The following is a 13,589-nucleotide window of genomic DNA, read 5'->3' as shown; positions in this document are numbered from 1 at the left end:
CCTCCTTAGGGGTTGAGGGTGAAGGGCCGGAAGGTGCGCGGCCCGTAGAGCCGGTGCAGCACCTCGTCCAGTTCGCGCAGCAGCAGCCAGGCGTCGTCGGGGCGGGCCCGCAGGAACCGCTGCCGGCAGCCCTGCGCGAAGTCCAGCAGCCGGCGTGGGGCCTCGCGGTTCATCAGCCAGGTCATGCAGCGGGTAACCATGAAGATGTCGGTGCCCGGCCCGCAGGGGCCACGGTCGAGGACCTCGGGCGGGTACCAGGTGTCGTGGTCGGGCACCATCGCCGGGACGGTGCCGCCGGGCTCGGTGGAGAAGCACCAGTCGACGAGCACCAGGCCGTGGGCGTCGGGGTCGATGAGCACGTGCGACGGCAGCACCGCGCCGTGCACCAGGCCGGCCCGGTGGGCGAGGCCGAGGGCGACCAGGAGCCGTCGCCACATCCAGGCCACGTCACGGGCGTCCAGTCCGTCCGGATAGGCCCGCCGTACCTCGACCAGGCTGTGCAGCCCGGGCGCGGTGCCGAGCACGGTGATCCGGCGTTCCGCCCCGGTGCCGGCGTCGCGGTGGGTGAAGCTGTCGATCAGCCGGGGAACGTACGGTAGCCAGCGCGGGTCGCCCCGCTCGGCGAGCCTGCGCAGGGCGCGTTGCTCGCGGGCCATCAGATCGTTGTCGGCCGCGTCGCGGGGCAGCTTGAGCAGCCGGTCCGCGCCGACGTCGTACAGGTCGGCGAGGTCACCGGAGTACGCGGGCCGGCCGCACCGGTAGCCGCGCAACACGGTCGCCCGGCGGGCGCGCCAACGGGTGGTGACCCGGAGGAAGGCGTCGCTTGCGGCGGCCCGGATTCCCGGGCCGACCCAACCGAGCCGGTCCGGGTGCAGGGCAACGACGAGTTCCCGGTAGCGCCGCTCCGGTGCGTCGTCGCCGAACAGCTCGTCGTCGTCGCGGGCGGCGGTGACCAGGCGGATCGCCTCGTCGGTCGTCATCGCACCGTCTCCTCGCGCGCCGGGCGCAGCAGCGCCGGGTGCAGCAGTCGCGCGTCCCCGGCCCGGTAGAGCCGGGCGCGCGGGCCACCCCGGGCGCCGCCGCGTTCGGTGCTGGCGCCGGTGCTCTCCACGAACCCTGGCACCGAGAGCACCTTGCGGTGGAAGTTGCCGGCGTGCAGCTGGTGGCCCCAGACCGTCTCGTAGACGGCCCGCAGCTCCCCGATGGTGAACTCGGGTGCGAGGAATCGAGTGGCCAGCGGGGTGTACTCCAGCTTTGAGCGGGCCCGCTCCAGCCCGTCGGAGACGATCCGGTCGTGGTCGAAGGCGAGCTGACGGTTGGTCAGCTCGGTGACCGGCACCCAGGCCGCCTCGTCGGCGTCGGTGCCGGCCGTCGCGTCCGGCAGGTCGGGGGCGAAGGCGAGATGGGCGATCGAGACGATCCGCATCCGGGGGTCCCGGTCGGGTGCGCCGTAGGAGGCGAGCTGCTCGACATGGACCCGGCGGAGCGGCTCGCCGTCGAGGCCGGTCTCCTCGGCCAGCTCCCGCCGGGCGGCGACGGCCAGGTCCTCGTCGGGCCGGACGAACCCGCCGGGAAGTGCCCAGCGGCCGGCGTACGGCTGTTCGCCGCGGCGGATCAGCAGCAGGTGCAGTGCACCGTCACGAATGGTCAGGGCGACGATGTCGACGGTGACCGCAACCGCCGGGTAGGCGCTCGGGTCGTAGGTGGCGAGGAAGTCCTGCTCGTTCACGCTCAATCACTCTCACTTAGAGAATATCTCTACCTGAGAAGAACCTAGCGGAAAAAGGGGGGCCGGGCAAGTACCCGGCCCCGCTCAGCGGATGGTGCCCACCAGATGCGGGCGGCCACGCCTGTCGTGCAGGCTGAAATCCCAGCCCGGGGCGAGCGCCGTGGCGCTGAACGCCACAGTGCCGGGCAACGGCACGGGCAGCTTGAACGCCACGTCCACCGTGTACGCCTCGGGCAGCCGGCTCTCCAACGCCGCGAGACACCGTGCCTTGCTCCACATGCCATGTGCGATGGGCTGGGGGAAGCCGAGCAGCCGCGCCCCCAACCGCGAGGTGTGGATCGGGTTGTGGTCGCCGGAGACCCGCGCGTAGTCCGTACCGACCCGGGGGGTGACAGGCCAGCGGGCGGTGGCGGCCGGCGGTGCCTGTCGCTCACCGTGGTCGCGCCGCTCACCGCCACCCGGGGTGCGCTGCCGGCCGAGGTACGTCGAGACGCCGCGCCACACCTCCTCGCCGTCCACCGACCCGACGAGTACGACGTCCACCTGCCGCCCCCGGTCGTGCGGGCGCAGGTTCTCCGCCCAGGTGGCGAAGTCCAGCCGGTCGGTGACGGTGACCGGCCGACGCACAGTGATCCGGTTGCCGACGTGCACCACCCCGGTCAGCGGGATCGGGAACTCCGGCGCGGTGATCAGGCGCAGCGCCAGCGGAAAGCCCATGACGTGCGGAAAGGTCGCCGGCAGCCGGTCGGCCAGGCGGAACCCGCAGACCCGGTCGTAGTCGGCCAGCCGCTCCGGGTCAACAGGCACTCCGGTCACCGCCAGTTCCACCGCCGGTACCCCGGCACCACGCCGGCCGCCGAGCCCCGGCAGCGCGTTCAGCAGCGCCCGCCGGTACAGCGGACCGGCCGCCGGCAGCCGGGAGAGTTCCACCCGGGCCCGCGCCGCCGGGTCCCCGGGCCCGGTCGCAGTGCCGGCCGCGCGCGTGCCGGCCTGGCTCGTCCCCGTCGGTTCCACCGCCGACGGGTCGGAGCCACCGCCAGCCGGGGCGAGGCCGGACAGATCGTGGGTAGCCTCCAGGTCTCCACCGCTGCCTGACGGGCCGGCGAGCGCGGCGGCCCGGATCTGCGGGGTCAGGATCTCGGTCGGCCCGTCAATCAGCTCGCCGACCGACAGGTCGTCAGCCGGTTCGTCGCCGCGTCTGCGCCTGGCCATCACGCCCCCAGCAGGCTCTGGCCGCAGACCCGGACCACGTTGCCGCTCACCGCGCCGGACGCCGGCCAGGCCAGCCAGCCGATGGTCTCCGCGACGTCCACCGGCAGCCCGCCCTGCGAGAGGCTGTTCATCCGGCGACCGGCTTCCCGCAGCACCATTGGAATGCGGGCGGTCAGCCGGGTCTCGATGAACCCGGGTGCCACCGCGTTCACGCTGATCTGCCGTTCCCGCAACGCCGGGGCGAGCGAATCGACAAGTCCGATGACCCCGGCCTTGCTCGTGGCGTAGTTGGTCTGGCCCCGGTTGCCGGCGATCCCGGCGATCGAGGAGACACCGACGATCCGGCCGCCGGACGGGATCAACCCGCGCTCCAGCAGCAGGTCGTTGATCCGCTCCTGGCTGGACAGGTTGACGTCGATTACCTGGTCCCACCGGTCGGCGTCCATCCGGCCGAGGGTCTTGTCCCGGGTGATGCCGGCGTTGTGCACCACCACGTCCACCCGGCCGTGCCGGCTGGCCAGATGCTCGGCGAGCCGGGCCGGCGCGTCGGCGGCGGTCAGGTCGAGCTGCACGGCGCTGCCACCGATCTCGTTCGCGACAGCGGCCAGCTCGTCCCCGGCGGCCGGGATGTCGAGTGCCACAACCGTCGCGCCGTCGCGGGCCAGCACCCGGGCCAGGGCCGCGCCGATGCCCCGGGCCGCACCCGTGACCAGCACCACCTGCCCGTCGAGCGGGCGGTCCCAGTCGGCCGGTGCGGTCGCCTGGCCGGCACCCACCCGGATCACCTGCCCGGAGACGTACGCGGAACGGCCCGACAGCAGGAACCGCAGGGTCGCCTCCAGGCTGGTCCAGGTGCCGGCGTCGGCCTCCCGCGTCACGTAGACCAGTTGCGCGGTGGTGCCCCGGCCGAACTCCTTGCCGATGCTGCGGGTCAGCCCTTCCAGAGCCCGCTGGGCGGTCGCCTCGCGGGGCGTACCGCACTCGGCCGGCGGCGTGCCCAGCACGATCACCCGGCCGCTGGGCCGCACCGCCCGGGCCTGCGGGTGGAAGAAGTCGTAGAGCTGGCGCAGCTGGGACGAGTCGGTGATGCCGGTAGCGTCGAAGACGAGGGCGGCGCTCTCCGGCGTACGACCGGTTGCCGGATCGGGCACGGCGGTGGCCGGATCCCGCAGGGCGAGCCCGGCGGCGGCCAGGGCCTTGCTGACCGGCTCGGTGAGCCGACCGCCGGCAGCGGCGCCGAGCAGGACCAGCCCGGGCAGGATCGGCTCGCCGGGGGTGTGCCGGCGCAGTCGCGGCGGATCAGGCAGCCCGAGACGCTTGACCAGCGCCCGCCCGGCGCCCGACTGGACGAAGCTCGCATACCTGTCGGTCATAGGCGTAGCCTACTGGCGAGTAAGAGAGACCGGCAGTAGGGCGGTGGCGGCACGGCCGGCCCAGTCGCCGGCCGCGTCAAGGTGCGGGCAACACTTTCGAGGAGACGGATCGTGCAGAACGTTCGACGGGTCGCAATCATCGGCGGCAACCGGATCCCCTTCGCCCGCTCCAACTCGCGCTACGCCAGCGCCTCCAACGCCGACATGCTCGGCGCCGCGCTGGACGGGCTGATCGCCCGATTCGGCCTGGCCGGGCAGCGGATCGGTGAGGTCGTCGCCGGGGCGGTGCTCAAGCACTCGAAGGACTTCAACCTCACCCGCGAGGTGGTGCTCGGCTCGAAGCTCGACCCGCACACCCCGGCGTACGACATCCAGCAGGCCTGCGGCACCGGCCTGGAGGCGGTGATCCTGGTCGCCAACAAGATCGCCCTCGGGCAGCTCGACGTCGGCATCGCCGGTGGCGTCGACACCACCTCGGACGCCCCGCTCGCGGTCAACGAGGACATGCGCCGCACGCTGCTCAAGCTCAACTCCGCCCGCACCCTCGGCGAGCGACTCCGGATCGCCGCGAAACTGCGCCCGGCCCAGCCGTTCAAGCCGGAGATCCCCCGCAACGCCGAGCCGCGGACCGGTCTGTCCATGGGCGAGCACGCCGCGCGGACCGCGCTGCACTGGAACATTGACAGGCAGGCGCAGGACGAACTGGCCCTGCGCTCGCACCAGCGGCTCGCCGCCGCGTACGACACGGGTTTCTTCGACGACCTGATGACTCCCTACCTGGGGCTGACCCGCGATCAGAACCTGCGGCCCGACACCACACTGGAAAAGCTGGGTTCGCTGCGGCCGGTCTTCGGTGCCAAGGGACCGGACGCCGAACGGGCCACCATGACCGCTGGCAACTCGTCGCCGTTGACCGACGGCGCCTCCACCGTGCTGCTGGCCAGCGAAGAGTGGGCGCGCGAGCACAACCTGCCGGTGCTTGCCTGGTTCTCCTGGTCGGAGACGGGCGCCGTGGACTTCGTGCACGGCGACGAGGGGCTGCTGATGGCGCCCGCGTACGCGGTGCCCCGGCTGCTGGCCCGGGCCGGGCTCACCCTTCAGGACTTCGACTACTACGAGATCCACGAGGCGTTCGCCTCCCAGGTGCTGGCGACCCTGGCAGCCTGGGAATCGCCGGAGTTCTGCAAGGACCGCCTCGGTCTGGACGCCCCCCTCGGCGCGATCGACCCCGACAAGCTCAACGTGAACGGCTCCTCGCTGGCCGCCGGTCACCCGTTCGCCGCCACCGGCGGCCGGATCGTCGCCACCCTGGCCAAACTGCTCGCCGCCAAGGGCACCGGACGCGGCCTGATCTCCATCTGCGCCGCCGGCGGCCAAGGCGTAACCGCCATCCTCGACCGCTGATCCGATCGACGTCGGCTACTACTTGAGGGTGCCTGCAGGGGCCAACCACCGCATCGGCTGGCCTGTCACGTTCGCGATCTGGTCGTAGTCGCGGTCGTAGTGCAGCAGGGACAGGCCGTGATATTCGGCGGTCGCGGCGATCAGCAGGTCGACTGCTCCAGCTGAGCGATGGGTGCCCCGGTCGGTCAACTCGCTCTGGATCTCGGCCGCTCGTTCGTAGCCGCGTTCCGACACTGGCACCCAGCTGAACACGGTACGGAGTAACTCCACCAGCCGGGCGCGGTCGCTGGCCGAGCGGGCCGAGTAGAGGAACTCCAACTCGACAAGTGGACAGACGGCGAGCAGGCCGGCGACGAGCGGCTGCTCCCAGCGGGCACGTACTGCCGGATCCCGCAGCAGCCGGACGAGCGCACTGGTGTCGACGAGATACTCCGCGTAGCTCATGGGCGGTAGGTCGTCTTCTCCAAGAGTTCGTCGAAATCGCCCGCCTCGGCCCGGTCGCTCAGTTCGGCGAGCGCCCGGGCGCGGCGCATTCGTGCCGCCGCCTCACGCAGGGCGACGTTGACAGTGTCCTTCTTGGTTTTGGTGCCGAACGCAGCGGCCGCGTCGGCCAGTGCCTCGTCGTCGACGTCCACCAGGATCTTGGTCATCGAGCACCCCCCTATATACGACTTGCGAAAGTAGTATATCCGGCCGGACCCGCGCGGGTAGCTGCGCCGCGATACCGCGAGAATGGTGGGGTGACGATGATTCCGAACGTGCTTGCCAATCGGTACGCCTCGCCCGAGCTGGTCAACCTCTGGTCGCCGGAGGAGAAGGTCCGGCTGGAACGGCGGCTCTGGCTGGCGGTGCTGCGGGCGCAACGGGATCTGGGTGTCCCGGTGCCGGCCGGGGTGGTCGAGGCGTACGAGCGGGTGCTGGACGACGTCGACCTGGCTTCGATCGCGGAGCGGGAGCGGGTGACCCGGCACGACGTGAAGGCCCGCATCGAGGAGTTCAGCGCGCTCGCCGGGCACGAGCACGTGCACAAGGGGATGACCTCCCGGGACCTCACCGAGAACGTCGAGCAGCTCCAGGTGCGCCGCTCGCTGGAGCTGATCCGGGACCGGGTGGTGGCAACGCTGGCCCGGCTCGCCTGGCACGCCCACGAGTACGCCGACGTGGTGATGGCCGGCCGGTCGCACAACGTGGCGGCGCAGGCCACCACGCTGGGCAAGCGCTTTGCGTCGGCCGCCGAGGAGCTGTTGATCGCGTACGAGCGGCTGGAGGACCTGATCGCTCGGTACCCGCTGCGGGGCATCAAGGGCCCGGTGGGTACCGCCGCCGACCAGCTCGACCTCTTCGACGGTGACGCCGAGAAGGTGGCCGAGCTGGAGCGGCGGGTCGCCGAGCACCTCGGTTTCAACCGGGTGCTGGACAGCGTGGGGCAGGTGTACCCCCGGTCGCTCGACTTCGACGTGCTCTCCGCGCTGGCGCAGGTGGCTGCGGCACCGTCGTCGCTGGCCACCACGATCCGGCTGATGGTCGGTCAGGAACTGGTCACCGAGGGCTTCAAGCCGGGCCAGGTCGGCTCCAGCGCGATGCCGCACAAGATGAACACCCGCTCGTCGGAGCGGGTGAACGGCTTCGCGGTGATCATCCGGGGCTACCTGTCGATGGTCGGCGAGCTGGCCGGCGACCAGTGGAACGAGGGGGACGTCTCCTGCTCGGTGGTGCGCCGGGTCGCCCTGCCGGACGCCTTCTTCGCCGCCGACGGGCTGTTCCAGACGTTCCTCACCGTGCTTGACGAGTTCGGCGCGTACCCGGCGGTGATCAACCGGGAGCTGGAGCGGTTCCTGCCGTTCCTGGCCACCACCAAGATCCTGGTGGCGGCCGTGCGTCGGGGGGTCGGCCGGGAGACCGCGCACGAGGCGATCAAGGAGCACGCCGTCGCGGTCGCCCTGGCCATGCGCGAGAAGGCCACCCCCGACAACGACCTCTTCGACCGCCTGGCCGCCGACACCCGCCTCACCCTCACCCGCCCCGAGATCGACGCCCTGGTAGCCGACCGCGCCGCCTTCGTAGGCGCCGCCCCCGCCCAGATCCAGTCGGTAACCGCAAGAATCACCAAAATCGTCCAGTCCCACCCCCAAGCCGCCACCTACTCCCCACCCCCCATCCTCTAAACCCACCCCACCCACCCCCGGGCATCCCTCGCTGATCATGAAGTTGTTGTCACGCCGCGCCCCGGGCGGGAAGGCAACAACTTCATGATCAACGAGATGAAGCGGGTAGGAGTGGGAGTGGGAGTGGGGGTTAGTCGCGGGTGGGGGTTTCGGCGGCGGTGCCGAGGGTGGGGGCGCTCGCTGGTTCGGCGATGGCGCCGGGGGTCTCGGCGAAGGCTGGTTCCTGGGCCGTTTCGGCGGCGACCAGGGGCTGGTCGGGGGGCATGACGTCGGGGACCTTGGGCACCACGATCACGGCGGTGCCGTAGGCGCAGATCTCCATCCACATCTCGCCACAGTCGCGGCTGTCGAACCGCATCCCGACCACCGCGTTCGCGCCGAGCCGCCGGGCCTCCTCGCCGAGGCGGGCGACCGAGTCGGTGCGCCAGCGGGTGAGGTTGTCCGGCGCCATCGGGTCGTACGCGCCACCACGGAGGTTCTTCACGCCCTCGCGGTACGGGTTGCGGGTCCTGGCCATGGAGGAGACCACCTCGCCGAGGATCTGGCGGATCTCGTAGCCGGGAAGTAGATCCGTCGTCACAACCAGCACGTTTCCGATGCTGGCAGGTGCGGGTGCGGCGCATCGTGAGCCTTGTTCACCTGCTCGGATGCTGAAAAACCGCGCGGCGCGGACGGTGGGCGCAGGGCCCACCATCCGCGCCGCCACGGGCGCTAACCGTCAGACGCCGGAAACGGAGCGGATCCACGCACGGTTGTACGCGACGCTGCCGTAGTTCTGGATGCTCTGGCCGTCGGCGGTGGAGGCCACGCCGACCTGCTGACCGTTGTAGAACTGCGGGCCGCCCGAGTCGCCGCGCCAGGCGTTGCCGTTGATCCGGGTGCTGCGGATCGCCTGCCCGCCGTACGCGTCGCTCACGTTCGTGCTGGTGACCCGGACGCTCGCGGTCTTGAGCTGACTCGACGCCGAGCAGCCGCTGTAGCAGGTCATGCCCCAGCCGTAGATCGAGTTTGTCGAGTTGACCGGCGGGTTGCTGGAGGCCAGCGTGACGTAGCTGGTGCTCACCGAGCTGGACAGGCGCATCAGGGCCACGTCGTACTGGCCGTAGGTGGCGCTTACCGTGCGGGTGACGCCGCCGGAGGAGCGGTAGACGCTGCCGACCCGTACCGACATCGAGCCGCCGAGGCAGTGCCGCGCGGTGAGCACCCACTGCGGGGCGATGATCGTGCCGGAGCAGGTGAACGAGCCGTTGCTGAAGACCGCGGCGGCCCACGGCGCCGAGGAGACGGTGCCGCCACCGATGATGTACGGGGCGACGGGTGAGGCGACGGCGCCGGAGCTGGCGCCGAGCACGCCGGCCATGGCTGTGGCGAAGACCGCGATCAGGGATCGGATGCGCATCGGTGGGGCTCCTTCGGGGTTTCACAGGGCCCGGGTTCACCGGGCCGGCCTGGGTGGCGGACGGGGGTGATCCGCCACCGGAGCCGTCGATAAATCGACGTCTGACGATGTACCGTAGGGCCCGGTGAGGTGTTTCACAAGAGGTTCATTGAAACAAAGCGATGTAACAGTGGGGTTTCCCGCCACCGGGTGTCACGCGACTGGTGGCGGCTGTCGGCGACCCTGCCGCCGGGGGTCGATCCAGCCGACGGCCGACCGGCCGGGGAACTGGCAACGAAGCCGTATCGCTATCGCAACGAACCCGTATCGGTCCCGATCGGTAGGTGTGGGTAGGGTTCAGGGGCACCCTGACGGCGTCCGGCCGGTGCGGCTGGTGCGGCATCTGCCAGGTAGGCTGGCTGCGCTCGCCCGTTGTGGGTCGGCACCCAACTGCGTACACAGTCAGGAGTGCCCAGTGCCTCGCGTCGTCGTCGACGTCATGCTCAAGCCCGAGATCCTCGATCCTCAGGGCCAGGCCGTCGCAAACGCGCTGCCCCGGCTCGGCGTCAACGACGTCGCCTCGGTACGGATCGGCAGGCGGATCGAGATCGACTTTACCGGTGAACCGGACCTGGACCGGGCCCGGGAGATCGCCGACAAGCTGCTCGCCAACCCGGTCATCGAGGACTTCACGGTCCGTCTGGTCGAGGCCGACGAATCCGCGGAAGCCCGGTCGTGACCGCCCGGGTCGGTGTGGTGACGTTCCCCGGCTCGCTCGACGACGGGGACGCGGCCCGGGCCGTACGGATCGCCGGCGCCGAACCGGTCCGTCTCTGGCACGGTGAGGCGGAGTTGCACGGGGTGGACGCGGTGGTCCTGCCCGGCGGCTTCTCCTACGGCGACTACCTGCGCTGCGGTGCCATCGCCCGGTTCGCGCCGGTGATGGAGAAGATCATCGACGCCGCTGGCGCGGGCCTGCCCGTGCTGGGCATCTGCAACGGCTTCCAGATCCTCTGCGAGGCGCACCTGCTGCCCGGGGCCCTGACCCGCAACCAGCACCTGCACTTCCGCAACCGTGACCAGATCCTGCGCATCGAGTCGACCGGCACCGCCTGGACCAACACGTTCCAGCCGGGCCAGGAGGTGCTGATCCCGGTCAAGAACGGTGAGGGCTGCTACGTCGCCGACCCGGCGACGCTTGACCAGTTGGAGGCCGAGGGCCGGGTCGTCGCCCGCTACGTCGGCGGCAACCCCAACGGATCGCAACGCGACATCGCCGCGATCACCAACCAGGCCGGCAACGTGGTCGGCATCATGCCGCATCCCGAGCACGCGGTGGAGGCGCTCACCGGCCCCTCCCTCGACGGCCTCGGCTTCTTCACCTCGGTGCTGAAGCACCTGGTGGGGGCGCCGGCGTGACCGTCCGCGGCGGGATCATCGGTCGGCTCACCCGCCCGTCGGGCGGCGAGCGCAACAAGGAGACGTCATGACCACGCATCCGGACCCGGTACGGGAGAACCCGGAGGCGGTCCCGGCGCAGCCGCAACCGGCCGCCGCTCCGCCGGCAGCCCCGGCCCGGCACGCCGCCGTCTCGGAGGCCACCGACTGGGCTGACGGGACGGACACCGTGCCGCGCGCCGCCAGCACCCCCGAGGAGCTCCAGCCGTACGCCGAGCTGGGGCTCCGGGACGACGAGTACGACCGCATCCGGCACATCCTGGGCCGCCGGCCGACCCAGTCCGAGCTGGCGATGTACTCGATCATGTGGAGCGAGCACTGCTCCTACAAGTCCAGCAAGGTGCACCTGCGGCAGTTCGGCGAGAAGGCCCCGCCGAGCGACCGGCTGCTGGCCGGCATCGGGGAGAACGCCGGCGTCGTGCGGATCTCCGACGAACTCGCCGTCACCTTCAAGGTCGAGTCGCACAACCACCCGAGCTTCGTCGAGCCGTACCAGGGCGCGGCCACGGGTGTCGGCGGCATCGTCCGCGACATCCTGGCCATGGGTGCCCGCCCGGTGGCGGTGATGGACCCGCTGCGTTTCGGCGCCGCTGACCACCCCGACACCGCCCGGGTGCTGCCCGGCGTGGTCGCCGGTGTCGGCGGCTACGGCAACTGCCTCGGCCTGCCCAACATCGGTGGCGAGGTCGTCTTCGACCCCTGCTACCAGGGCAACCCGCTGGTGAACGCGCTCTGCCTGGGCGTGCTGCCGGTCGACCGGCTGCAGAAGAAGGACGCCACCGGTCCCGGCAACGTGGTGGTGCTGATGGGAGCCAAGACCGGCCGGGACGGCATCGGCGGAGTGTCGGTGCTGGCCAGCGCCACCTTCACCGAGGGCAGCGAGCAGCGCCGCCCGTCCGTGCAGGTGGGCGACCCGTTCATGGAGAAGCTGCTGATCGAGGCGTGCCTGGAGCTGTACGACGCCGAGCTGGTCGTCGGCATCCAGGACCTCGGCGGCGCCGGCCTGACCTGCGCCCTGACCGAGACGGCGGCTTCCGCCGGCACCGGCATGCGGGTGTGGCTGGAGCGGGTGCCGCTGCGCGAGCCCTCGATGGAGCCGCACGAGATCCTGGCCAGCGAGTCCCAGGAGCGGATGCTGCTCGTCGTCGCTCCGGAGAAGCTGGAGGCGGTGCTCAAGACCGCCGAGAAGTGGGGCGTCTGGGCCACCGCGATCGGCGAGGTCACCGCGCCCGAGCCGGACGGCTCACCGGGCCGACTGCTCATCACCTGGCGGGACCACCTGGTGGTGGACGTACCGCCGGGGTCGCTCGTGGACGACGGGCCGGTCTACGCCCGCCCGATGCGGGAGCCGGCGGACCTGATCCTGCTCCAGGCCGACCGGGCGGAGACGCTGCCCCGGCCGAGCGACCCGGACACGCTGCGCGACACCGTGCTTCGCATGATCGCCTCGCCCAACCTCTGCGACAAGACCTGGGTGACCGAGCAGTACGACCGATACGTGCTGGGCAACACGGTGCTCGCCCAGCCGGAGGACTCGGGCGTGATCCGCATCGACGAGCGCACCGGGCTGGGCGTGGCGCTGTCCGTGGACGGCAACGGCCGGTACGCCCGCCTCGACCCGTACCAGGGTGCCAAGCTGGCGCTGGCCGAGGCGTACCGGAACGTGTCGGTGACCGGTGCGACACCCATCGCGGTCACCGACTGCCTGAACTTCGGCTCGCCGGAGGACCCGGGCGTGATGTGGCAGTTCGCCGAGGCCGTACGCGGCCTGGCCGACGGCTGCGCCGAGCTGGGCATCCCGGTGACCGGCGGCAACGTCAGCTTCTACAACCAGACCGGGGCGGCGGCCATCCACCCGACGCCTGTCGTCGGCGTGCTCGGCGTGCTGGAGAACGTGGCCGACCGGGTGGCCTCCGGCTTCGTTCCGCGGGCCGGTGCCGATCACGATCAGCTCTTCCTGCTCGGCGAGACGCACGTGGAACTCTCCGGCTCGGAGTGGGCCTGGGTCACCCACCAGCACCTCGGTGGCGTACCCCCGCACGTCGACCTGGCCCGCGAGAAGCAGCTCGCCGGCCTGTTGGCCGACGCGGCCCGGGTCGGTCACCTCAGCTCCGCGCACGACCTCTCCGACGGCGGTCTCGCGCAGAGCCTCGTGGAGTCCTGCCTGCGGCACGGTGTGGGAGCCCGGATCGCGGTGCCGGAGCGCTTCGAGGGCAACTCGATGCCGTTCGTCTTCCTGTTCAGCGAGTCCGCCGGCCGGGTGCTCGTCTCGGTGCCGCGCGGGCACGAGAAGGCGTTCACCGCGCTCTGCGGCGAGCACGGCGTGCCGTGGGAGCTGATCGGCGTCACCGACCCGACGGCCGGTGCGCTTGAGGTGCACGGCCAGTTCCGGATCGGTCTGGACGAGCTGCGCGAGGCGTACACCGGCACGCTGCCGGCCCTGTTCGGCGGCGTGCAGCCGTTCGAGGTGACCGCACCGGCGGTTGCCGAGGTCGTCATCGACGGGCCGGCCGACGTCGACGCGCCGTCAAGCGCCGGATCGCCAGCGGAGGCGACCAGCTCCGGCCTGGAGCAGGCCGCACCGGCCGAGGCCACCGATCGCCCGCAGGACGGGCCGACACCGTCCAGCCCGGATCGGTCCGGTCCGGAGCCGGTCGAAGCCGCGTCCGCGCCGGCCGCTGCCGATCCGACCGACGAGCCGGCCGACCGACCGGCTGAGCGGGCCACCCCACCGGTGCGTACCGGTCGCGTCACGGCGGCCCAGCCGCCGGCCGAGGCGGTCGACCCGGCAGCCAGCCAGGAAGAATCCGGGGCGGACGCTCCGCAGCACGGTGACACCGAGCAGCCCCCTGCGCCCGACGAGCGCTGAG

13 protein-coding genes are annotated in these 13,589 nt (G+C 71.6%); 5 read left to right on the top strand and 8 right to left on the bottom strand.

All coding sequences use genetic code 11. From position 1 onward, the window contains the following. Nucleotides 1-5: 5 nt before the first annotated feature. From Van01_RS08805 to Van01_RS08790, 4 genes are all read right to left on the bottom strand, one after another. Nucleotides 6-980: a protein kinase family protein gene (locus tag Van01_RS08805; protein WP_204003545.1), complete on the bottom strand. Its 975-nt coding sequence runs from the start codon at nucleotides 978-980 to the stop codon at nucleotides 6-8. Continuing rightward, nucleotides 977-1,735 carry an NUDIX hydrolase gene (locus tag Van01_RS08800; protein ID WP_204003542.1) on the bottom strand — a complete coding sequence of 253 codons (759 nt, stop codon included), beginning with the start codon at nucleotides 1,733-1,735 and terminating at the stop codon, nucleotides 977-979. Before Van01_RS08800 ends, Van01_RS08805 begins: the two co-directional genes overlap by 4 nt. A gap of 78 nt (nucleotides 1,736-1,813) precedes the next feature. Then, complete coding sequence (locus tag Van01_RS08795; RefSeq protein WP_373306229.1) at nucleotides 1,814-2,659, bottom strand: MaoC/PaaZ C-terminal domain-containing protein; 846 nt, start codon at nucleotides 2,657-2,659, stop codon at nucleotides 1,814-1,816. A gap of 281 nt (nucleotides 2,660-2,940) precedes the next feature. Next, a complete protein-coding gene (locus Van01_RS08790; RefSeq protein ID WP_204003536.1) occupies nucleotides 2,941-4,314 on the bottom strand; it encodes a 3-oxoacyl-ACP reductase in 1,374 nt (457 codons plus the stop codon). Nucleotides 4,315-4,425: 111 nt separating this feature from the next. Between Van01_RS08790 and Van01_RS08785 the strand changes: the two genes are divergently transcribed. Next, the gene (locus Van01_RS08785; protein ID WP_204003533.1) at nucleotides 4,426-5,718 is read left to right on the top strand and encodes an acetyl-CoA C-acetyltransferase; all 1,293 of its coding nucleotides are present in this window, start codon (nucleotides 4,426-4,428) and stop codon (nucleotides 5,716-5,718) included. An 18-nt stretch (nucleotides 5,719-5,736) separates the two neighbouring features. Here the strand turns inward: Van01_RS08785 and Van01_RS08780 are convergent, their stop codons facing one another. Together Van01_RS08780 and Van01_RS08775 are read right to left on the bottom strand one after the other, a co-directional pair. Further along, nucleotides 5,737-6,162: a PIN domain nuclease gene (locus Van01_RS08780; protein WP_204003530.1), complete on the bottom strand. Its 426-nt coding sequence runs from the start codon at nucleotides 6,160-6,162 to the stop codon at nucleotides 5,737-5,739. Further along, complete coding sequence (locus Van01_RS08775) at nucleotides 6,159-6,368, bottom strand: type II toxin-antitoxin system VapB family antitoxin (RefSeq protein ID WP_204003527.1); 210 nt, start codon at nucleotides 6,366-6,368, stop codon at nucleotides 6,159-6,161. Before Van01_RS08775 ends, Van01_RS08780 begins: the two co-directional genes overlap by 4 nt. A 90-nt stretch (nucleotides 6,369-6,458) precedes the next feature. Here Van01_RS08775 and purB point away from each other — a divergent pair, with 90 nt between their 5' ends. Next, a complete protein-coding gene (gene purB / locus Van01_RS08770) occupies nucleotides 6,459-7,883 on the top strand; it encodes an adenylosuccinate lyase (RefSeq protein ID WP_204003504.1) in 1,425 nt (474 codons plus the stop codon). Between the two features lie 130 nt (nucleotides 7,884-8,013). Here the strand turns inward: purB and Van01_RS08765 are convergent, their stop codons facing one another. Both Van01_RS08765 and Van01_RS08760 read right to left on the bottom strand, forming a co-directional pair. Further along, nucleotides 8,014-8,577: a YbjQ family protein gene (locus tag Van01_RS08765; protein WP_204003485.1), complete on the bottom strand. Its 564-nt coding sequence runs from the start codon at nucleotides 8,575-8,577 to the stop codon at nucleotides 8,014-8,016. A gap of 24 nt (nucleotides 8,578-8,601) precedes the next feature. Next, a complete protein-coding gene (locus Van01_RS08760) occupies nucleotides 8,602-9,282 on the bottom strand; it encodes a S1 family peptidase (protein ID WP_099848117.1) in 681 nt (226 codons plus the stop codon). A gap of 454 nt (nucleotides 9,283-9,736) precedes the next feature. Between Van01_RS08760 and purS the strand changes: the two genes are divergently transcribed. The 3 genes from purS (at nucleotide 9,737) to purL (ending at nucleotide 13,588) form a co-directional block, all read left to right on the top strand. Continuing rightward, nucleotides 9,737-10,000 carry a phosphoribosylformylglycinamidine synthase subunit PurS gene (gene purS / locus Van01_RS08755; protein ID WP_204003482.1) on the top strand — a complete coding sequence of 88 codons (264 nt, stop codon included), beginning with the start codon at nucleotides 9,737-9,739 and terminating at the stop codon, nucleotides 9,998-10,000. After that, the gene (gene purQ / locus Van01_RS08750) at nucleotides 9,997-10,680 is read left to right on the top strand and encodes a phosphoribosylformylglycinamidine synthase subunit PurQ (protein WP_204003471.1); all 684 of its coding nucleotides are present in this window, start codon (nucleotides 9,997-9,999) and stop codon (nucleotides 10,678-10,680) included. Before purS ends, purQ begins: the two co-directional genes overlap by 4 nt. Before the next feature lie 67 nt (nucleotides 10,681-10,747). Beyond that, nucleotides 10,748-13,588 (top strand): phosphoribosylformylglycinamidine synthase subunit PurL, encoded by a 2,841-nt coding sequence (gene purL / locus Van01_RS08745; protein ID WP_204003468.1) that lies wholly within the window; start codon nucleotides 10,748-10,750, stop codon nucleotides 13,586-13,588. The last annotated feature ends 1 nt before the right edge of the window (nucleotide 13,589 follow it).

The organism is Micromonospora andamanensis (assembly GCF_016863495.1).
In the GTDB taxonomy this organism is placed as follows: Bacteria; Actinomycetota; Actinomycetes; order Mycobacteriales; family Micromonosporaceae; genus Micromonospora; species Micromonospora andamanensis.
The sequence above is the reverse complement of the archived record's forward strand: the minus strand, read 5'-3'. Positions and strand labels throughout refer to the sequence as shown.

Excerpts from the sequence above, each read along its gene's own strand:
- purL (WP_204003468.1), top strand. The coding sequence starts at position 10,748 with ATGACCACGCATCCGGACCCGGTACGGGAGAACCCGGAGGCGGTCCCG.
- Van01_RS08790 (WP_204003536.1), bottom strand. The coding sequence starts at position 4,314 with ATGACCGACAGGTATGCGAGCTTCGTCCAGTCGGGCGCCGGGCGGGCG.
- Van01_RS08805 (WP_204003545.1), bottom strand. The coding sequence starts at position 980 with ATGACGACCGACGAGGCGATCCGCCTGGTCACCGCCGCCCGCGACGAC.
- Van01_RS08775 (WP_204003527.1), bottom strand. The coding sequence starts at position 6,368 with ATGACCAAGATCCTGGTGGACGTCGACGACGAGGCACTGGCCGACGCG.
- Van01_RS08765 (WP_204003485.1), bottom strand. The coding sequence starts at position 8,577 with ATGGTGGGCCCTGCGCCCACCGTCCGCGCCGCGCGGTTTTTCAGCATC.
- Van01_RS08780 (WP_204003530.1), bottom strand. The coding sequence starts at position 6,162 with ATGAGCTACGCGGAGTATCTCGTCGACACCAGTGCGCTCGTCCGGCTG.
- Van01_RS08760 (WP_099848117.1), bottom strand. The coding sequence starts at position 9,282 with ATGCGCATCCGATCCCTGATCGCGGTCTTCGCCACAGCCATGGCCGGC.